This is a genomic window from Pontibacter mangrovi (assembly GCF_006385705.1).
GTDB classification, from domain to species: Bacteria; Bacteroidota; Bacteroidia; order Cytophagales; family Hymenobacteraceae; genus Pontibacter; species Pontibacter mangrovi.
The window spans coordinates 666,840-688,514 of sequence record NZ_VFRQ01000001.1 but is presented as its reverse complement, the minus strand read 5'-3'; the positions used below and the strand labels follow the sequence as shown (position 1 = coordinate 688,514).

The window sequence follows — 21,675 nt, the reverse complement described above, 5'->3', positions numbered from 1 at the left end:
CTAAAAGTGGCAGGCAAAGGTAATAGCAGCAGAATCCTTTGTTCATGGAAAGTATCGTTTCCTTTCTTGCAAACCTGCACTCCGTACTGGCGGCGCTACTGGCCACCATTTTTACCTGGCTGGTAACTGCGCTGGGTGCAAGCCTCGTTTTCTTTTTCCGGGACCTGAGCAGGGTATGGCAGGATGTGATGCTCGGTTTTACCGGAGGCGTGATGCTGGCCGCCAGTTTCTGGTCGCTGCTGAATCCGGCCATTGAGTATGCAGAGGAGCTTTACCCTGGCATGAGTTGGATGCCCGCCGCCATCGGTTTCCTGCTTGGCTCTCTCTTTATTTTTGCCCTCGATAAGCTCGCGCCACACCTGCACATCAGTTTTAAGCAAAGCGAGGCAGAAGGCGTGAAGACGCGCTGGCACCGCACCACGCTGCTCATACTTGCCATCACCATCCACAACATCCCGGAAGGGCTGGCCGTAGGCGTGCTGTTTGGTGCCGCGGCCAACGGCGTTGACGGTGTAACGGTTGCCTCTGCCGTCGTGCTGGCCTTTGGCATTGGGCTGCAGAATTTTCCGGAGGGTTTTGCGGTAGCCATGCCGCTGCGGCGGATGGGGATTAGCAGGCGCAAAAGCTTTTGGTACGGGCAACTGTCGGCGGTAGTGGAGCCGGTGGCCGGTGTGGCAGGAGCCGCTGCCGTGCTATACATACGCCCGGTGCTGCCATACGCCTTGGCCTTCGCCGCCGGCGCCATGATCTATGTGGTGGTAGAGGAGGTGATCCCCGAAACGCAGCGCGACAAGTTCACAGATCAGGCGGTGCTGGGGCTGATCATCGGCTTTACGGTGATGATGGTGCTGGACGTGGCGCTGGGGTAGGTGTTTTTATTTCGGCTAGTATTGTCGGTGAGTTTAACTCCCAATCGTCCCTGATGCTGCGCGGCACCCCAACCTTAAAACAATCTTGTACTTCGTCTTTACACCAAAGTAAGGTGTAACTGCCGTCGCGTTTGCACCATAAATGTTACTTTGACTGCCTCTTTCCCTATATGGTTGATAGGGTGTAATTGGCTGCTTTTACCGTGCTTTCATTGTATTCATAGGCTGCTAAACCTATTCATTTCTGTTTAAACATACTCATTAGTTACAGGTAATTGCACTATACTCTTCTTTTATTATATAACGAAACAAAACAAACGTTTGCGAAACGCACGGTATGGTGCCTGTGTTTATTGTACTATATGAAGTTAGGAGGTGTTGAGTGAGTGCTTCTGCAGCATGTGTTAATATACATGGTAATTTGACACTTACCGATAAGAGTCTTATTAATTAAGCTTCAGGTGCAGCAAAAAACCAACCCGATTGCTGTGTTACGGAAGAAAAATCAGAGAGGTGATGGCATACTCATCTGGCTGAAAGGGTTTGATGTAATTGCAATAAATTTTGCGCTGGATTAGTAGGAAATATAAAATATTATATATCTTGGTGCCTTAATTATCAACCTAACCTAAACATGAAGAACTATTTACGATGTATCATGTGGGGGCTATGCATGCTCCTGCTACATGCAGAAAGTTTTGCCCAGGGCAAAACAGTAAGTGGAACGGTAACGTCCGCGGAAGACAAGATTGAGCTTCCGGGGGTGTCAGTTACTGTGAAAGGCAAGTCGCGCGGTGCTGTTACCGACGCCTCAGGCCGCTACACTATTAACAATGTGGAAGCCACCGACGTGCTGGTGTTCTCTTTTATTGGCATGAAGCCGACAGAGCGCACCATCGGTAACGCCTCTACCATTGATGTTGCCCTGAATCCGGACAACGAGACGCTGGATGAAGTGGTGGTAACAGCCCTTGGTATCAAACAGGAGAAAAAAGCCCTGGGTTATGCCGTTACAGAGGTAAAAGGTGCCGCTATTGCCCAAACACAGCGCGAGAACTTCGTAAACGGCCTGGCAGGTCGTGTGGCTGGTGTGGATGTGGCAGCTTCTTCTGGTCTTCCAGGCGCTTCGTCCTCTATCGTTATCCGTGGTATCAGCTCGCTGAGCGGCAACAACCAGCCACTGTTCGTGGTAGACGGTCTGCCTATCAGCAACAACACTACCTCCACAGCTGTTTTTGCCTCTTCTATCGGAGCTGGTTCTAAGTCTTTCGAAAACAGAGGCGTTGACTTTACCAACAGAGCGGCTGACATTAACCCAGAGGACATTGAAAGCATTACCGTGCTAAAAGGCCCTGAGGCTGCTGCCCTTTATGGTATAGAGGCGGCGTCTGGCGCCATCGTAATTACTACCAAGCGTGGTAAGGCCGGTGAGCCTCGCATTAACTACAGCAACAGCTTTAGACTGGACCGCATTGTGAAGTACCCTGAAATTCAGCAGGTATACGACCGTGGGGTGAGCGGTTACCCTGGCGACGGCGAGGAGCTTTACTACTTTGGACCTAAATACCCGGAAGGAACGCAGTTTTACGATAACGTGAAAAACTTCTTCCAGAGCGCTAAAACACAGAAGCACAACCTGTCGTTTACCGGTGGCAGTGAGAACACGCAGTACCGTATCTCCGGTGCTTACACCAATGCTCAGGGCTTTATACCTAACACTGAGCTTGACAAACTGAACCTGTCTTCTGCTATCACAGCGAAACTGAACAAGCACATCTCTACAGATGTAACGTTCGATTATACGCGCTCTGATAACGACCAGGCCTTTAGAGGTGCTGGCGGCCCGCTGCTGCACTTATTGCTGTGGCCAAGCACCGACGATGCCAGCAACTACCTGACTCCGAGTGGCAAGCGCAGAGACTATGCAGACTTTGCCGATGCGAACGCTGTTGAGAACGCCTTCTTTAACGTGAATAAGAATCAGTTTAACTCGCTGACAGACAGATACAGATTAAACACGCAGTTAAACGTTGACGCTGCGGAATGGCTGAGATTCGTAGGCCAGGTAGGTGTAGATTACTATACTGAAAAGAACACCATCGTTCGTCACCCGGAGTCTAACTCTGGCAAGAGCTTTGGCGGTATTTTCGACCAGGCAGTTATCACTAACAGAAACCTGACTTTCCAGTACTACGCGCAGTTTACGCCTAAAGCGTTCTTCAACGACAAAGTGCGTGCAGACGTGAAACTGGGTAGCGCTGTGTATGATTACAATACCTTCAGCGCAGCCGTAACAGGCGAAAACTTCCAGGCTCCTGACCTGTGGTCCATCAACAACACAGAGCTTACGACGCAGCGTGCGTTCAATAACCTGACGCAGCGTCGCCTGATAGGTGCTTTCGGTAGCGCCAACATCAACTACAACGAAACCCTGTTCCTGACCCTGACAGGCCGTAACGACTGGAGCTCGACGCTGCCAGTGCAGAACAGGTCTTTCTTCTACCCATCAGCCGGCCTTAGCTTTATCTTTACAGAGCTTGCACCGTTTGCAGGCATTAAGAATGTACTGTCTTACGGTAAACTGAGAGCGTCCATCGCTCAGGTTGGTAAAGATGCCCGTCCTTACAGCATCCGTCCGTTCTACGAGACTGCCACTACAACAGGAGGAGGTTTCCGCTACGGTTTCTCAGGCCCAAGCCTGAACCTGCGCCCGGAGATGACAACTTCTTACGAGTTTGGTGCTGAATTGAAGTTCTTCAACGACCGCTTGGGAATTGATGCGACATACTTCAGAAAAACCTCTGTTGACCAGATCGTGCAGAACCTGCGCCTGAGCTATGCAACAGGCTTCGTGTTGATGACTTTCAACGCTGGTGAGATGTATAACGAAGGTATAGAGTTGCAGTTGAACGCTACGCCGGTTGCTTCCAACGACTTTACCTGGGACGTTCTGGCCAACTTTACGAGCAACAAAAGCAAGCTGACGAAGCTGCCAGGTGATGTACAGGAGTTCTACAACTCTGATACCTGGTTGTATGGTAACGTAAGAGGTGGTGCGAGACTAGACGGTCCGCTTACAACCTTTACCGGTTACGACTACGACAGAAATGAGAATGGAGACATCCTGATCAACCCATCTACCGGTTTGCCACTGTTGAACACAAGCGAGTGGGTAGTAGTGGGCGACAGACAGCCGGACTTCACAGTTGGTTTGACCAACAGCTTCACTTACAAAAACCTGTCGCTTAACTTCCTGCTCGACTTCAGAAAAGGCGGTGACGTGTATAACGCAACAGAGCACTACCTGGTAACGCGTGGCCTGAGCCCGAAGACGCTTGATCGCGATACGCCAAGAATTGTGAAAGGTGTGCTGAAAGACGGTTTGGAAAACTCTGCTAACCCAACAGAGAATAATATTCCGATCGACCTTGCCCGTAACTCCAGCTACTGGTCTTCAATCTACTATTACAACAGCTTCATTGAGAAGGATATTAACTGGGTGCGCCTGAGAGACGTGACACTGAGCTACAGACTACCTTCTGACGTGCTGGCGAAAACCAAGTTCATCAGAAACGCTAGTGTGTTTGTAACTGGCACTGACCTGTTCCTGCTTACAAACTACTCCGGACTTGACCCAGTGGCAAACGGAAACTCTGCTGCCGTTGGCGGCGCCGGTGGTGTAGGCTTTGACTATGGTAACTTCCCGTTACCGAGAGGATTGAACTTTGGTGTAAGAGCAGAATTTTAATTAGTAACGAATATGAAAAAGATAATTTATGCCTCACTAATGGTTGCCAGCATTTTTGCTACAACAAGCTGTGAGAGCTACTTAGACGTAAACACGAACCCGAACGGGCCGGATGCGCTGCTGCAACCTGAGCTGTTCCTGCCGGCTATACAGTCTGAGTTGGCTGTGGCCACGCAGTGGGACGGGCGCTTTGCCGGTTTCTATACACAGAACTGGGGCTACTACAGCGCCGGCTACTCTCTGGACCTGCACAATAACCCGCTGTCTGATAGCTATGCCCAGTTGTGGCGAGCTGTTTACTGGAGCATGGGTTACAACCTGTCCGACATGATCGAAAGCGCTGAGCTGAATAAGAAGTATGATTTTGCTGGCGTAGGTTACATTATGCGTGCCCTGGGCTGGCAGAACCTGACAGACTATCATGGGCCGGTAATCGTAACAGAGGCTTTCGATCCTGACAAGAGAACCTTTAATTACGATGAGCAGCAGGTGGTGTACGCTGAGATTCAGCGCCTGCTGATGCTGGGCATCGAGAACCTGGAAAGAACCGACGGTCTGGACGAAGCGAACTCCGGGCTTAGCGGCGCCGACCTGATCTATGGTGGCAACCGTGAGCAGTGGAAGAAGTTTGCCTACGGCCTATTGGCGATCAACGCGCACCGTTTAACCAACAAGTCTTCTTACGACCCGAACAAGGTGATTGAGTATGTAGACAAATCGTTTACAAGCAATGCCGATGACGCCCTGATTCGTTTCCAGGGGGAGGTAAGCACCAACTCAAACTTCTTCGGACCAAGAAGAGGCAACATCGGTGGCTACCGCCAGACAAAATTCATCGTTGGCCTGCTGGACGGCTCCAACCCGGCGCTTTCTGACCCAACACTGGTTGGCGAAGACCCAGCCGAGGAATTTGCAGGGCAGCACCTGAAAGACCCACGCCTGACCGCTATGCTGGCCCCTGCTCCCGACGGACAGTACAGAGGCGTAACGCCGGGTGTTGGCCTAACACAGTGGACTGATGCTGAAGAGGCTCTTGAGCCGAAAAGCCTTTGGAACTCTGTTGGAACCAGCTCTACTTCGCCGGGTTCTCAGATCTACATTTTCGGAGACAACGCACTGTTCCCGCTCATGACGTATGCCCAGCTGCAGTTTATCAAAGCCGAAGCCGCCTGGATCGCCAACAAGAAAGACGTGGCCCTGGACGCTTATACAGAAGGCGTAAACGCGCACATGGACTTTGCCCGCAGCTATGCACCGGATAAAGCCCTGTTTGACCAGCGTAGGGCCGAATACATGGCCAGCGAAGAGTTAATGCCTACTTCCGTAGCTGATTTAACCCTTTCTAAAATCATGCTGCAAAAGTATATCGCTACGTGGGCTTGGGGCTTCCTGGATACTTGGTCTGATATGAGAAGATATCACTACGACCAGGGCAATGAGGCTAACCCGGTATATGTTGGCTTTGAGTTGCCAGAAGAACTGTACTCAACAAACCAGGAGAAGCCTGCTTACAGAGCACGCCCTCGCTTTAACTCTGAGTACATGTGGAACAAAGAGGCCCTGGAGAAACTTGGTGGCTTCGAGGAGAACTATCATACTTTTGAAACATGGTTTAGCAAGCCTGAATAATATCTGAAAATGAGAAAATTATTAAATAGAACATTAGCAATTCTGGCGGCAGGCCTGATGTTAACTGCCTGCGAGAAGAACTCCATTCCGGAGCTGGCTGATCCGCTTCAGGATGGCGCACTGGTTAAATTCTTCTTTCACGTAGATGGGGCCCCGCGCTCTAACTTCTACCTGAACAGCGAAAAAGTGACCGGTGTGTCTGCTACCACGGACGGGCAGGTGTTAGGTAACGCCTACGGCTCGGTTTACCCAAGCAATGCCTACGCCATTTTACCAGCGGGCAGCTTTACCCTAAGCGCCATCGATACAATGGCAGTGGGCGGCTCTGCGGATGTGCTGGCGACAACAGAAGTAACGCTTGAAAATGACAAGAACTACTCTGTTTACCTGGCCGGCACAACTGAGGATTATGAGACTTTCATGATCGAGGACAAGCTGCCGCCGGCAGATAATTCTACTATCTGGTGGAGATTTGTGAACACAATGGCTGAAATGCCTTTCAACGTAGATGTTTATGCTGTTCGCGGCGCCATACCGGCCACCGACACGACACCTGCACAGCCGGCAAAAGCTGTTTTGCTTGGTGCTGACATCGACTTTAAAGGTCATGGCGAGTACGTGCAACTGGAGCCAGGTAGCTATACTTTTAAAGTATACCCTGCCGGTTCAGGCTACGACCCACTGGAGACAGAGCCATACTTGTCTAGCACGGTTGTGTTGGCAAGCCTTGGACGTGTGTATACCACGCAGATCAGAGGTACGTATTCTTTGGAGCCGAATAAATCTAACATTGACTACTGGAGAGACAGATAATAGATTCTGTACATTTCAGATAAAGTAAAAAGCGGTGCGGGTTTAACCCGCACCGCTTTTTTTATAGCCCCGAAGTATAGCGAGGGCTTGTATAGTAAGGATAATCCTTCAAGTACTACCAGCCAACTACAGAAGCGCTTTGCTTTTCACCTTCACCCTGGCTGAAGGGGCACTCTCGTTCTGTATCTGGTCTAAGGCGGTAACAACATACACATAACGTTCGCCTGCTTTTGCGGTCGTGTCTTCAAAAGTCAGCGTGTCTTTGTATACTTTAGCCAGGATGTTGGCCGGGTCGTTAAAATCCTGCTTCTGACCTTTCAGGAAGCGGTAGATAACATAGTAACGCGCTGACTCGCCGTCAGTGGCAGGCTCGGAGGCTTGCCAGGCAAGATAAACACCTTTGTGCGTGCTCTTAGCGGCCAGTTTCTCAGGAGCCAACGGGGCCACCGCGTCTATCCACTTCATGGTAGGCACAAGCGCCGGAAAGCGGTAAAAGTCCTGGCGCAGGCTGTCCTGCACGCCATTGGGGTTGCTCATCACTGATTTGGAGCTGAAGAACACGCTGCCCTGCACATTTGGGGTTGCACGGTTCAGGCGCAGTTGACGGCCATTCTCGAGCGGGTCCGCCCACTCTTTTATACTTGATTTGCTGTTGACCCGGTAAGTGCCTTGGCCGATGTATAAATGCTTTCCGAAGTTGTTCTTGCTCCACCAGTCCAGCAGCTTGGCGTAATCAGCCACGTTATAGCCGATGTAGAAGTATAGCTGCGGCACATTGTAGTCAATCCAGCCCTTTTCGAGCCAACCGCGCACGTCGGCGTACAGGTCATCGTAGTTGGTCAGGCCGCCTTTGGTGTCAGATCCGTTCGGCTCCTCCGGGCTTTTGTTTCGCCAGATAGAAAAAGGGCTGACACCGAACTTTACCCGCGGGTTTACCGCCTTTATACTATCGGACAAAGTTCTGATCACCTCGTCCACGTTATGCCGGCGCCAGTCGTCCTTTGAGGCAAAGCCTGCGCCATACTTCTGGAAGTCCTCCTCATCAGGGAAAGGCTCTGCCGTAGGGTAAGGGTAAAAGTAATCATCAAAATGAATGGCATCCACATCATACTTGCGCACCACGTCCATGATAATGCCAACGATGTACTCCCGTACTTCGGGTAGGCCCGGCTTAAAGTATAACTTGCCGCCATACTGTATAAACCACTCCGGCTTTGTCTGCGTAATGTGCCGGGCACTTAGGTTGGCCACAATGGTGTCGTGGGAGGCGCGGTAGGGGTTAAACCAGGCATGAAACTCCATGCCCCGCTTGTGCGCTTCCTCAATCTGGAATGCCAGCGGGTCGTAGGGCGGGTTAGGGGCTTTGCCCTGCGTACCAGTAAGCCAATGCGACCACAGCTCTTTGTCGCTCTGGTACAAGGCGTCTGTGGTAGGGCGTACCTGCACCACCACGGCGTTCATGCCATTTTTTTGATGCTCATCCAGAATATACTTAAACTCTTCCTGCTGCAAGACAGAGGAAAGCCCGGGTTGGCTGGGCCAGTCGATGTTGGCCACGGTAGCGATCCAAACAGCCCGGAACTCCCGCTTTGGCGCCCTGGACTGCGGCAGGGCCTGCTGCACCGTCAGGCCGAACAAGAGGAGGAAAAGGGTAATGATCTTCTTCATAAGTATGCAAAATGTAGGGTGAAAAGTGAAAGGAGAGAGGCTGCTTTGCTTCTGTTCCAAATGAAAAGTAAGTAAATGTAAATCAGTTGGGCGTATAATCGATGTTTAATTGCTAAAATATAGCTAGCATAGTATATTAGCAATCAAACATCGATTAGAACCTTGGCTTGTAAGGCCGGGCTTTGACAGAAAAATACGTTACTCTATGAAACAGCTGCTCACGACATTGCTGGTATTAATCTTCTTTAGCGGCTGCCAGCGGCCGGCCACAAAACAGGCAGTACCTGAAAGTATAAGCTACTTGTCGCGGGAAGACTGGAAAGCGCAGCCGGCGGTGTTACCGATGCGTGCCCATACTATCGAATGGCTCACCATACACCACACGGCCACCCGACAGCTTCCGGGCAAATCGCTGGCAGATAAGATGCAGTCTTTGCAAAAGTTCTCGCAGGAGGAGGGGTTGTTGGCCAGTGGCAAAACCAAGCCCGCCTGGGCAGACGTGCCCTACCATTATTATGTGGATTGCAACGGGGCGGTGGCCGAAGGCAGAGAGGCAGGTTTTGCCGGCGACTCCAACACAGCTTATGACCCGGCGGGGCACCTGCTGATCGTAGTGGAGGGTAATTTTGAAGAGGAGGCGCTAACGCAGGCCCAGCTGAAAACGCTGCATAAGCTCATACCTGCCATGGCTAAAAAGTATGGCATCCCGGCGGATAAGCTAGGGGCACATGAAGACTATGCCGAAACTTTATGCCCCGGCAAAAACCTGTATGCGCTTCTGCCCTCCTTCCAGAAACTGATTTCCAACCCAAAGTAAAACCCTGATCGTGCCCCGGCTGAGCAGTATGCTGTGGCAGGGGCCATTGATTAAACTTATTTGTATGGCGGTTAAAAATACATGGCGCTCGGTAGCGCTGGCAGTTACGATCATTTCGGCAGGCAGCCTTAGCCTGGCCTCTTGCGCGCAGCGCAAGCATGGCAACCAGCAAACGGCGCAGGCAACTTACCAGGTGCCGCAGTCCTGGGTGCGCATCAACCAGCTGGGCTATACCCCGGCAGGCATTAAAGTGGCCGTTTGGGTGAGCAAATCCCCGGAAAAGCTGCAAGGCTTTGAGCTGGTAAATGCCGAAACAGGAGAAGTGGCTTACAAAGGAAACGCCGGCGAGGCTTTTGGTGCCTATGGTCCATTTACCGAGTCTTACCGCCTGAACTTCTCGGAGTATAGCACCCCGGGCAGCTACTTTGTCAGGACTGGAAACACAGCCTCGCCTGTATTTAAAATTGGGGAGGATGTGTACAAAGGCACCGCTGATTTTGCCTTGCGCTACATGCGCCAGCAGCGCAGCGGAATTAATCCATACCTGCAGGACTCCTGCCACACCCAGGACGGCTATACCATGTATGGCCCCATGCCCGACAGCACTTTGATCGACGTTTCCGGCGGATGGCACGATGCTTCTGATTACCTGCAGTATGCCACTACCTCCGCTAACGCCACTTATCATCTGCTGGCCGCCTACCGCGATTTTCCCGAAGTCTTTACGGATGCGCATGAGGCCAATGGGCTGGAAGGGGCAAACGGCGTGGCAGATGTACTGGATGAGGCGCAGTGGGGCCTAAGCTGGCTCTCTAAAATGCACCCGCGCGAAGACTGGCTCTTTAACCAGCTGGCCGATGACCGCGACCACCAGGGCATGCGCCTGCCAACCCAGGACCCGGTGGATTATGGTATGGGGCCAGGCAAAGCCCGCCCGGTATACTTTGCCACCGGCGAGCCGCAGGGCCTGGGCAAGTATAAAAACAGGGCCACGGGGGTGGCCTCAACCGCCGGCAAGTTCGCCAGTGCCTTTGCCCTGGCATCCCGGCTTTATACTTCCAAGGATGCCGCCCTGGCTGACAAGTATAAAAGCAAGGCTGAATCAGCTTACAAACTAGGCTTAGCCAAACCCGGCGTGGCCCAAACGGCACCAAACCTGGCGCCATACTTTTATGAGGAGGATAACTGGGTAGATGACATGGAACTGGGGGCTGCGGCCCTCTACCAACTTACCGGCGATGCCGCCTACGCAGCACAGGCACAGAAGTATAGCCTGGAAGAAAAAGTGACGCCCTGGATGGGAGCGGACACGGCCCGGCATTACCAATGGTACCCCTTCCATAACTTTGGGCATTACGAACTGGCCGCTGCCGCCGACGCTGACACGAAAGCAGAGCTGATGGGCTACTACCAGGAGGGTTTGGAGCGGGTAAACCAAAAAGCCCGAAAGAACGCCTTTTACCGCGGTATTCCGTTTATCTGGTGCTCTAACAACCTGACGACCTCCTTTGCCATTCAGGGCTACCTGTACCGCAGCATGACCGGCGACCAAAGCTATGCAGAGCTGGAGCAGGCTAATTTCGACTGGCTTTTCGGGGTGAACCCCTGGGGCACGAGTATGGTGTATGGCTTGCCCGCGCACGGCGATACCCCAACCGATCCGCACTCTGCTTTCACGCACCTCCATAACTACCCCATAGACGGCGGCCTGGTTGATGGACCTGTGTATGGCAGCATTTTCAATAACCTGAAAGGCATACAGCTCTACAACCCGGACGACTACAAACCGTTTCAGTCGGACCTGGTCGTGTACCACGACGATTTTGGTGACTACTCTACAAACGAACCTACCATGGATGGAACCGCGTCGCTGATCTATCTGCTGGCGTCCAGGGAATACAGTTCGCGGGAGGGGGCTCAGCCAAAAAAGTAATCAGGGATGCCCACGGGGCGATAATCCGGGGCGACACTGCGTTTCAGAGCCTCTCACTGGTATTCACAGGCGATGAGTTTGCCGATGGGGGAGACGTGATTATGCAGACGCTGGCAATGCACCAGGCAAAAGGCGCCTTCTTCCTGACCGGCAGGTTTTACCGGAACCCCGCCTTCAAGCTGCTGCTAGAGAAGCTGGCGCAGGCTGGCCATTATCTCGGCGCCCACTCCGACGAGCACCTGCTTTATTGCGACTGGACCAAGCGCGATAGCCTGTTGGTGACCAAAGCGCAGTTTGAGGAGGACCTGCGGCGCAATTACAGGCGCATGGCTGAGTTTGGTGTAAGCAAAGCGGAGGCCCCATACTTTCTGCCGCCCTATGAGTGGTACAATAAGCGTATAGCCGACTGGACGGCTGATCAGGGACTACAGCTTATCAACTTTACTCCCGGCACTCGCTCCACCGCCGATTATACCTGGCCTGAAATGGGCACGAAGTATGTTTCCTCGGAGGCGGTGTATCAGTCAGTGCTGGCGCGGGAGCAGGCTGACCCAAACGGGCTATACGGATTTATACTTTTGGTGCACCTTGGTACAGACCCACGGCGCACCGATAAGTTTTATCATCGGCTGGATGAGCTGATGACGGAGCTGGAAGCAAGAGGCTACAGGTTTGTGCCGCTCCGGCAGCTGCTGTCGCCTCAGTAAGCTTTATGTCATAAATCAACGCATACCATACTTTATAATGATCATTAGAAGAAGACTTTTATGGCTGCTGGCCCTTGTGCTGCAGGTAAGCGTCAGCAAGGCGCAGTCGTTCAAATTTGCGTTCGTGACGGACACGCACATCGGTGGCAACACGGCCGAGGAGGACCTGCGCCGGACGGTGCGCGACATCAACGCCAACGACTCGATCGCCTTTGCCCTGGTCACCGGCGACGTGACCGAGTTCGGCTCGGACGAGGAGCTGCGGCTGGCCCGGCAGGTGCTTGATGGCTTGAACAAGCCCTGGTACGTGATCGCGGGCAACCACGACTCCAATTGGTCGGAGAGCGGGAGCAACAGCTTCCGGACGGTGTTTGGCAGCGAGACCTTCGCCTTCACGCACAACGGCTACCTGTTTGCCGGCACCAGCTCGGGGCCCAACATGCGCATGGGGCCGGGGCAGGTGCCGCGCGAAAACATGGTGTGGCTGGACTCGGTGCTCACCCACATGCCCGACCCGCAGCTGCCGGTCATCTACATCAACCATTACCCGCAGGACTCCTCGCTCAACAACTGGTACGAGGCCATCGACATGCTCAAGGAGCGCAACGTGCAGCTGATGCTGCACGGCCACGGGCACGGCAACAGGCGCTTCACCTACGACGGCATCCCGACGGTGATGGGCCGCTCGAACCTGCGGGCCAAGGCCGACTATGGGGGCTACAACATCGTCACCATCGCCGAGGGCATGGCCCGGTTCGAGACGCGCACGCCGGTAAGGGAGGTGCAGGAGAAGTGGCTGGAGGTGCCCCTGCAGAACCACCACTTCGACAAAGACACCATCCGCTACCACCGCCCCTCCTACGCCGTAAACAAACTCTACCCGAACGTGCGGCTGGTGTGGGAGTACCAGGACCACAGCGACGTGGGCGCGGGCACGGCCTTTTACAAGGGGCTGGTGCTGGCCACCAACACGACAGGCTGGGTGTACGCGCTGGACGCCGGGAGCGGGGAGAAGAAGTGGGCCTACAGAACAGGGGGCAAGATCTACTCCACGCCGGCCGCGGCCAAAGGCTTCGTGGTGGTCGGCTCCTCGGACAACAGCGTTTACTGCCTGGAGGCCGCCACGGGGAAGCTGGTGTGGAAGAGGGAGACCGGCCGGCCGGTGCTGGGCGCGCCGCTCATCCAGGGCGGCACGGTGTACATCGGCGGCTCGGACGGCCACTTCCGGGCGCTGGACCTGAAGAGCGGCGAGCTGCGCTGGGACTTCGGGCAGGTGAACAACTTCGTGGTGACGCGGCCGCTTTACTACAAGGGCAGGGTGTACTTCGGCAGCTGGGGCAACGAGTTTTACGCTCTGGACGCGGCCACCGGCCGGCTGGCCTGGAAGTGGAGCAACGGCTCGGCCAACCGCATGTTCTCCCCGGCCGCCTGCTACCCGGTGGCCACGGGCGGCACGGTGTACATCGTGGCGCCCGACCGCTACATGACGGCCCTGGACGCGGCCACGGGCCAGGAGGTGTGGCGCGAGCGGAAGGACACGGTGCGGGTGCGCGAGTCGATGGGCCTCTCGGGAGACGGAAAGCTGGTGTACGTGAAGACGATGGACGGCGAGCTGCTGGGCGTGTCCACTAAGGCCGGCTCAATGCAGGTTTCTTGGCGCTCGGAGCTGGATTTGCCCTACGAGCTGGCGCCCTCGGCGCTGGTGGAGCACAGGGGCGTGGTGCTGGTGCCCAGCCACTCGGGCCTGGCCAGCGCCGTGGACAGGGCGTCGGGCAAGGTGCTGTGGAAGTACAAGGTGTCGAACGGGCTGATGAACCCGCTCATGCCGCTGGGCAAGAACAGGGTCATCGTCAGTACGATGGACGGCAAGATCGCCTGCCTGGAATACAAAAAATAGCATCTCTGGCAAGTATAAAACAGCAACAGCCGCTCTGTGAAGCGGCTGTTGCTGTTTTATACTAATATTAAATCCTTATTTATACTTCACGCTGACGGCCTGGGAAGGTGCACTTTCGTTTTGCTGACGGTCCAGGGCGGTCACTACATAAATATACTTTCCCTTCCGGAGCGGAGCCTCGTCTATAAATGCGGTTTTGGTGCCGAACACTTTTGCCACGATATGGGTAGGGTCCTCAAGCTCAGGCAAAAAGGGTTGCCACTTTCTCTCTTTCCAGTAGTCGAGCTTCCAGATGGGGGTGCTATCCTTTTTAAAACGGTATACCACATAATAGCGCACCTTCTGGTCGTGTAGCCAGTGCAGTTGTACACCGTTACCGGTTTGCTTGACCTTAAGCGAGAAAGGAGGCTCCAGTTCCTGGCTTTTCTTCCAGTCCATGACCGGCAGCAAGGCCGGGTACTTATAGTAGTGGGCGCGCAGTGAGTCCTGCAGGTGGTTAGGGTTGCTCATAACAGAGCGGGAGCTGAAGAACACGCTGCCGCCAACATTGGGCGTGGCGCGGCCAAGTTGCAGCTGGCGCGGGATCTCGTTTGGGTCGTTCCATTGGGCATAGGTGCGGTCGTTGCCTACTTTGTAGGCGCCCAGCCCAACGTATAAGTGGCGCTGAAACGTATTCTCTGACCACCACTCCACCACCGTTTTATAATCGGCGGCAGGGTTGCCGATGTGCCAGTACACCTGTGGCACCAGGTAGTCTATCCAGCCCAGCTGCATCCATTTGCGCGTGTCGGCATACAGGGCGGTATAGCTAGGGGCACCCGCGCGGGTAGCTGAGCCTTCCGGTCCGTCGGCCAGGTTTTTCCAGACCCCAAACGGGCTGATGCCGAACTTCACCCAAGGCTTCACGGCGTTTATACTGTCCGAGATCCCCTCTATCAGTTCATCCACGTTGTAGCGGCGCCAGTCGTTCTTGTTCGTGAACAAGCCCTGAAAAGCCGCATAGGTATCGTCGTCAGGGAAGGGGTGGCCGGCAATTGGGTAGGGGTAAAAGTAATCATCGAAATGCACCCCGTCTATGTCGTAGCGGTTGACCACATCCAGCACCACATTGGTTATGTACTGCCGCACTTCCGGAATGCCCGGGTTAAACACAAGTTTGCCCTCATACTTTATAAACCAGTCCGGCTTCTTTTTAGTGATATGGCCCGGTGCCACGCTGGCTTTGGCGTCGAAGGTGGCGCGGTAGGGGTTAAACCAGGCGTGCAGCTCCATGCCGCGCTTGTGCGCCTCCTCCAGCATGAACTGCAGCGGGTCGTAAGGCGGGTTCATGGCCTGGCCCTGCCGGCCCGTTAAAAACTCCGACCAAGGCTCCAGTTCACTGCGGTACAAGGCGTCAGCGGCCGGGCGCACCTGCACGATCACGGCATTCATACCGTTCTTCTGGTGCTCATCCAAAATATACTTAAACTCCTGCTGCTGCACGGCCGGCGACAGCCCCTTTTGGCCAGGCCAGTCGATGTTGGCCACGGTGGCGATCCACACGGCCCGGAACTCGCGCTTGGGAGCCTGGGCTTGCGCCGAATGTACGCTTAGCAAAATTGTCAGGAGCGACAGCAGTAAAAGTTTTCTCATAAACAGAGGAATTGTACTTAGTGAATACGGTGTTTGCTAAAACATATTTTAAATGCGATATAGCAATCTATCCATAAATATAGTAATAGGATGTTATCGTGGAAAGCGAAAAGGTGAAATATAGTTGTAAATTGTACTGATCGCTTTAGGGTGCGCTCTCTGGCAAGAATCTGTTATAACATAGGCTTCCTTTGATATAAAAAGCTTAAATTTAAGGCTACTAACACGCTAAACATTAACCCTTATTTGCTTTGAAAAAAAGTCATTACCTCTTGCTCACGTTCATGGCCCTCTTTCTGTTAGGGGCCGTGCAGACAAAAGCGCAGCGGCATAAGTCCAAAACGCGCCGCAGCTCCGTAGAGAAAGCCGTCGAAAAGTTTGACCCGGCCACAGACCCGCCTTTCCTGAATGCCAGCCAGGCTTGGGTAGATTCGGTGTTCAGCACCCTAACGCCGGAAGAGCGCATCGCGCAGCTCATCATGATCCCGGTATACTCTAACAAAGACCAGGTCCACATCGACTCGATCAGCAACCTGGTGACAAAGTATAAAGTTGGCGGCCTGATCTTTTTCCAGGGCGGCCCGGTGCGCCAGGCCCAAATGACCAACCGCTACCAGCGCGAAACCAAAGTGCCGCTGATGGTAAGTATAGACGGGGAGTGGGGCCTGGCCATGCGCCTCGACAGCACGGTGCGGTTCCCGTACCAGATGGCGCTGGGAGGCATAGAGGATGAGCAGCTGATCTATGAGATGGGTGCCGAGATTGCGCGGCAGTGCCGCCGGCTGGGGGTGCATGTGAACTTTGCCCCGGTGGTAGACGTAAACAACAACGCTAACAACCCGGTGATCGGCTTCCGCTCTTTCGGCGAAGACAAGTATAACGTTACCCGCAAAGCCATGGCTTATATGCGCGGCATGCAGGACAATAAGGTGCTGGCCAACGCCAAGCACTTCCCGGGCCACGGTGATACCGACGTAGACTCGCACGTGGGGCTGCCTGTGATCAACTTCTCCAAAATCCGCCTCGACTCTGTGGAGCTGTACCCGTTCCGCGAGCTGATGAAAAACGGCTTGGGCAGTCTGATGGTGGCGCACATGAACATCCCGGTGCTGGACAATACCGAGAACCTGGCCTCAACGCTTTCCAAGCCAATCGTATCCGGTTTGCTCAAGGAGGAGATGGGCTACAAAGGCCTGGTGTTTACCGATGCGCTGAACATGCAGGGCGTGGCCAAGTTTTATGAGCCAGGTATTGTGGATGTGAAGGCCCTGCTAGCCGGCAACGACATGCTCCTGAACACAATGGACGTGAAAACTACCATTGAGGAGGTGAAAAAGGCGATTGCCAACGGCGAGATAACGCAGGAAGAAGTGGATGCCCGTTGCCGCAAAGTGCTGGCCGCCAAGCAGTGGCTGGGGCTGGACAACTGGAAGCCGATTGAAACCGAGCACCTTGTGGAGGACCTGAACAACCCGCATGCCCAGTACCTGAACCAGCAACTGGTAGAGGCCTCGCTGACGCTGCTGCGCAACAAGCAGAACATCCTGCCGATCCAGAACATTGACACGCTGAAGGTGGCGGCCCTGGCCATCGGAACAAAAAAGGAAACCGACTTCCAGCGTGGCTTGGCCCGTTACACCAAGGTGGATACTTTCTTTTTGCAGCCAACAGCCTCTATTGCCGAACTGATGGCGCTGAAGGAGAAGCTGCAGGAGTATAACCTGGTGATTGCCGGCGTGCACAGGCTGAATCTGAAGGCGGGCGGCAGCCATTTCGGTATCTCGGCGGAGATGAATATGTTCCTCAAGGACCTGATTCGCTCTAAGCCAACCATCGTAGGTGTTTTTGCCAACGTGTACAGCCTGGCTGAACTGGAGAGCCTGGATAAAGCTGATGCCGTGATCGCTGCTTACCAGGAAACGCCGCAGACGCAGGACCTGGCCTCCCAGATGATCTTCGGGGGCATCGGCGCTAAAGGCAAATTGCCGGTAACCATCAACAACAACTTCAGGATTGGCGACGGACTGAGAACCAACGGCGGGTTGCGCTTTGCCTATACCATGCCGGAGGCCGTTGGCCTGAAAACAGAAGACCTGGCCGGGATAGACTCGCTGGTGGCGCAGGCCATGGCGCAGAAAGCCACGCCGGGTGCGCAGGTGCTGATAGCCAAAGACGGAAAAGTGATCTTCCGCAAGGCTTACGGATTCCATACCTATGAGAACGAGCGCCCGGTACAGGTGACTGACCTGTATGATATGGCCTCTGTCACGAAGATCAGCACTTCGCTGGCAGCCTTTATGAAGCTGAGCGGCGAAGGCCGCTTTGATGTGGATCGCACTTTGGGCGAATACCTGCCGATGATGGAAGGCACCAACAAAGAGAACCTGAAGTACCGCGACATCCTGACGCACCAGGCGCGCCTGAAGTCCTGGATACCTTTTTGGAAAGAGACGGTGAAGAAAAACGGCAAGTTTAAGTGGGCAACCTTTAAGCCGGACTCATCCCGACGCTTCCCGATAAAAGTAGCGGATAACCTGTACATCCACCGCAAGTATGCGAAGAAGATTTACAAGGCTATTGCCGAGTCGCCGCTGAACGAGAAGCCGGGGTATGTGTACAGCGACCTTTCGTTTATACTTGCGCCGCTGGTGGTGCAGAATATTACCGGTGAGGATTTTGAGACATACCTGAAGGAGAACATTTATCACCCGATCGGGGCCACCTCGCTTACCTTTAACCCTTACAAATACTATAAGCCAGAGCAGATCGTGCCAACGGAGGTAGACTCGCTCTTCCGGAAGCAGCTGCTGCACACTACTGTGCACGATGAAGGCGCTGCCATGCTGGGCGGCGTGAGCGGCCATGCCGGCCTGTTCGGTAATTCCAACGACCTGGCCAAACTGATGCAACTCTACCTGAACGACGGGAAGTTCGCTGGCGAAACCTACATAGCAGGCAACACCGTGAGCCGCTTTAGCAAGTGCCAGTTCTGCGACCAGGGCAATTACCGCGCCCTGGGCTTCGATCGTCCGGCCAAGCCGGGCGCGCAGAACAGCAACGCAGCGCCAAGCGCCCCTGTAGAGAGTTTCGGCCACTCCGGCTTTACGGGCACGTATACCTGGATAGACCCGGTAAATAACCTGGTGTATGTGTTCCTGTCGAACCGCGTGCACCCAACCCGTGAGAATAACCTGCTGGGCAAGCTCAATACCCGCACCAACGTGCTGCAGGTAGTGTATGATGCTATAGAGAAAAGCAAAGAGGTGCAGCAGTAGTTGCAGCACTGATATATAAAAAAGGAGGTACCGGACACGGTGCCTCCTTTTTTTATGATATTTATACTTGTATGAGCTTCCGTCTGAGTTTTACCTGCTCGGAAAATAATGATGATTCCGATACATAGAATTGCTGTACTAGCCTCAGCTTTATTCTTGAGCAGCGATCTTCGCAGTGTTCTCTGAGGTTAGGAGCGAGAGCAGCTCGCATATATAACCATTTTCCTTCTTGAAGTCTTTCTGCAGATTCCACTCCTGCAAAATAACCGCTACCGCATTTTGCTCGGGCAGTATCAGGATGTATTCTCCGCCTTTGCCTCTTGCCGTGTAAACAGGCTTGCCCTGGTGCTCCAGCAGCCACCAGGAGTAGCCGTAGCCTACTTCCTGGTAGCAGTCTAAGGTGCGGAAAGCTTTGCTTTTAGCCGTGTAGTTCGTGAAGCTTTTCGCTACCCACGAGGAGTCCAGCAGCTGCACCCCGTCCACCTGTCCTTTGTTCAGGTACAGTTCCCCGAACCGGGCCAGGTCCCTGGCGGTAAAATAGGTCTCGTCGCCGCCGGCGTAATAACCGTCCACTTTACGCCAGAAGCCGCACGAAATGCCTAGCGGTTTGAATAGCTTCTCCTCGGCAAATGCTTTGGTAGTGGTGTTCGAGGCCTTCGTAAGCATGGCGGAAAGCACCATTTGGGAGCCGGTAAAATACTTGAATTCCTGCCCCGTATTAGTGTCGGAAACCTCTTCCTGCAACAGGACCTGCTGCGCACTCTGTGGTCCATCCCATCCGGCAAAACCTCCACGCATGGCTAAGAGGTGCGCTACGGTAATATTAGCTTTGGCAGGGGCAGATGCTCCGTTTCGGTACTCCGGGAAGTAGCGTAGCACCTTGTCGTGCTCAGATGGTATGTATCCTTCCTGAATGGCTAAGCCCGTTAAAGCAGACAGGATGCTTTTCGTGACTGAATGGACGTTGAACGCGCTATACTTTGTAGCGTCTTTCTGATACTTCTCTAGGAATAACCTGCCGTCTTTGATGACGACCAAGGCCCTGAGCCTGTCCCAATTCTCAATTTCTTGTAGGAAATGCGTTATGTCTGCTTTGTGGTAGCCCGCACTTGCCGGCGTTGTGGTTGGCCACGGATACGGCTCATGACTTACTTCGAACGACTGCGACTTTGTAAAGGGGAATGACAGGTTGAGCGGGTGCCATTCAAAGAGGAAATTCATGCCAAAAACCACCACCCATAGGATAATGGCCGACGTGACCCCCAGCGCTACTTTCCGGAGGCGGTGCGCTGGCCAAAGGGCAAGTATAGCGGTAAGCAGCAGGATGAGAAAAGCCAGCAGATACTCGATAGCGTTCGGGTAAGGCAAATAATAGTAATCATCTTTTACGATGTAGGCAATGGCTATAGACAGAGTGGTTAGTATTGCAAATATTATGTAAAGTGCTTTCATGTTTGAAGTGGTGTAAATAGTAGGAGTTGGTGGCTTAACTAACAACGTATACTTGATTTAACGGGCAAGCTAACCTGCAAATCAGGTAAGTGAAACTTCGGACAAAGGCAGCGAACTTGAGCAAGAACGGCTAAAAGCTTAAACGCTGGAGCTATCCATCAGCAGCAAAAACGCAAAACCTTCCCGCAAAATAAGAGTAAGTATAGCAATACATAAATATACGCATTGCTTTATACTTTCTCTTATGAAAAAGACTCTACTCGTGCTGCTGGTGGTACTGCTGAACGCCGCTGCAGTTTTGGCTCAATCTGTAACAGAGCCTGACACGTTGTGGCGGCGCTCGTTTGCCGCTGGCTTAAACCTGAACCAATCCTCGTTCAGCGATAACTGGAAAGCAGGTGGCGTAAGCTCTGTGGCCATAAATGCGCATGTGGATGGCCGCGCCGACTATGAAAAAGGGGACATTTCCTGGGATAATGCAGTGCAGCTGCAGTACGGCCTTCTGAAGAACAAAGGGGAGGAGCAGCGCAAGAGCATAGACCGCATTTACCTGGACACCAAGTATGGCCATGCCATTTCCTCGGATTGGAACGTATTCGCGTCGGCTAACTTTCTGTCGCAGTTTGCCAAAGGGTATGAATATGATGTGGATGAGGACGGCACGGACAGGCTTATCTCTAACTTTCTGGCTCCCGGTTTCCTCACTTTTGGCCTGGGTGCGGAGTATAAACCCAATCCATACTTCTCGCTGCGCCTGAGCCCGTTTGCCCCGCGTTTTACGTTTCTGGTAGATGAGGCCGTGGGGGAGAAAGAGCGCTATGGCGTGCCGGAGGGGGACAAGGTGCGGAAGGAGTGGCTGGCGGCCATGGTGCAGGCTACCTACGACCGCAACATCATGGAGAACCTCAACTTTAAGGCGAATTATTTGGCCTATGCCAACTATAAAGAGCTGTCGGGCAAACGCATAGACCACCTCCTGAACGCCACGCTCTCGGCTAAAGTAAACCGCTACATAAACGTTAGCCTGATGGGCAATTTTGTGTACGATTACGACCAGGACAGCCAGGTGCAGTTCAACCAGTCGTTGGCGCTGGGTATACTCTATACCGTGCAGGGCTTCAGCGTGAGCCGGTAAGTGTACTTGCTTAAAGTGTAAGTACCACTGTGCACAGCACGGTTACAATTCTACAGGTATATTCCCCTCCTGGGAGGGGTTAGGGGTGGGTTTGAGGCTG

The 21,675-nt window shown here is 53.6% G+C and carries 13 protein-coding genes; 10 read left to right on the top strand and 3 right to left on the bottom strand.

Translation table 11 applies throughout. From position 1 onward, the window contains the following. Window positions 1–44: 44 nt before the first annotated feature. From FJM65_RS02935 to FJM65_RS02920, 4 genes are all read left to right on the top strand, one after another. Window positions 45–869, top strand: a complete 825-nt coding sequence (locus tag FJM65_RS02935; RefSeq protein WP_140619230.1) for a ZIP family metal transporter — start codon at window positions 45–47, stop codon at window positions 867–869. 634 nt (window positions 870–1,503) lie between these two features. Beyond that, window positions 1,504–4,617, top strand: coding sequence for a SusC/RagA family TonB-linked outer membrane protein (locus FJM65_RS02930; protein WP_140619228.1), 3,114 nt, complete (start codon window positions 1,504–1,506; stop codon window positions 4,615–4,617). Window positions 4,618–4,629: 12 nt separating this feature from the next. Then, window positions 4,630–6,246, top strand: a complete 1,617-nt coding sequence (locus FJM65_RS02925; RefSeq protein WP_140619226.1) for a SusD/RagB family nutrient-binding outer membrane lipoprotein — start codon at window positions 4,630–4,632, stop codon at window positions 6,244–6,246. Window positions 6,247–6,255: 9 nt separating this feature from the next. Beyond that, entirely contained in the window at window positions 6,256–7,059 is an 804-nt protein-coding gene (locus FJM65_RS02920; RefSeq protein ID WP_140619224.1) for a DUF4397 domain-containing protein, read from the top strand. Between the two features lie 126 nt (window positions 7,060–7,185). Here FJM65_RS02920 and FJM65_RS02915 read toward each other — a convergent pair whose 3' ends face one another. Continuing rightward, on the bottom strand, window positions 7,186–8,727 hold the full coding sequence (locus FJM65_RS02915) for a glycoside hydrolase family 10 protein (protein WP_140619222.1): 1,542 nt from the start codon (window positions 8,725–8,727) through the stop codon (window positions 7,186–7,188). A 205-nt stretch (window positions 8,728–8,932) separates the two neighbouring features. Here FJM65_RS02915 and FJM65_RS02910 point away from each other — a divergent pair, with 205 nt between their 5' ends. The 4 genes from FJM65_RS02910 (at window position 8,933) to FJM65_RS02900 (ending at window position 14,081) form a co-directional block, all read left to right on the top strand. Further along, on the top strand, window positions 8,933–9,544 hold the full coding sequence (locus FJM65_RS02910) for a peptidoglycan recognition protein family protein (RefSeq protein ID WP_140619220.1): 612 nt from the start codon (window positions 8,933–8,935) through the stop codon (window positions 9,542–9,544). A gap of 64 nt (window positions 9,545–9,608) precedes the next feature. Further along, on the top strand, window positions 9,609–11,477 hold the full coding sequence (locus tag FJM65_RS02905) for a glycoside hydrolase family 9 protein (protein ID WP_239022802.1): 1,869 nt from the start codon (window positions 9,609–9,611) through the stop codon (window positions 11,475–11,477). A 101-nt stretch (window positions 11,478–11,578) separates the two neighbouring features. Beyond that, a complete protein-coding gene (locus tag FJM65_RS21485) occupies window positions 11,579–12,184 on the top strand; it encodes a polysaccharide deacetylase family protein (protein WP_239022801.1) in 606 nt (201 codons plus the stop codon). Window positions 12,185–12,221: 37 nt separating this feature from the next. Then, on the top strand, window positions 12,222–14,081 hold the full coding sequence (locus FJM65_RS02900) for an outer membrane protein assembly factor BamB family protein (RefSeq protein ID WP_140619218.1): 1,860 nt from the start codon (window positions 12,222–12,224) through the stop codon (window positions 14,079–14,081). A 75-nt stretch (window positions 14,082–14,156) separates the two neighbouring features. Here FJM65_RS02900 and FJM65_RS02895 read toward each other — a convergent pair whose 3' ends face one another. After that, a complete protein-coding gene (locus FJM65_RS02895; protein WP_140619216.1) occupies window positions 14,157–15,713 on the bottom strand; it encodes a glycoside hydrolase family 10 protein in 1,557 nt (518 codons plus the stop codon). A 284-nt stretch (window positions 15,714–15,997) separates the two neighbouring features. On the opposite strand from FJM65_RS02895, the gene FJM65_RS02890 reads away from it, so the two are divergent. Then, entirely contained in the window at window positions 15,998–18,988 is a 2,991-nt protein-coding gene (locus FJM65_RS02890; protein WP_140619501.1) for a glycoside hydrolase family 3 N-terminal domain-containing protein, read from the top strand. 150 nt (window positions 18,989–19,138) lie between these two features. Here FJM65_RS02890 and FJM65_RS02885 read toward each other — a convergent pair whose 3' ends face one another. After that, entirely contained in the window at window positions 19,139–20,440 is a 1,302-nt protein-coding gene (locus tag FJM65_RS02885; RefSeq protein WP_140619213.1) for a serine hydrolase domain-containing protein, read from the bottom strand. Between the two features lie 244 nt (window positions 20,441–20,684). Between FJM65_RS02885 and FJM65_RS02880 the strand changes: the two genes are divergently transcribed. Next, window positions 20,685–21,575 (top strand): DUF3078 domain-containing protein, encoded by an 891-nt coding sequence (locus FJM65_RS02880; protein WP_140619211.1) that lies wholly within the window; start codon window positions 20,685–20,687, stop codon window positions 21,573–21,575. Window positions 21,576–21,675: the final 100 nt, after the last annotated feature.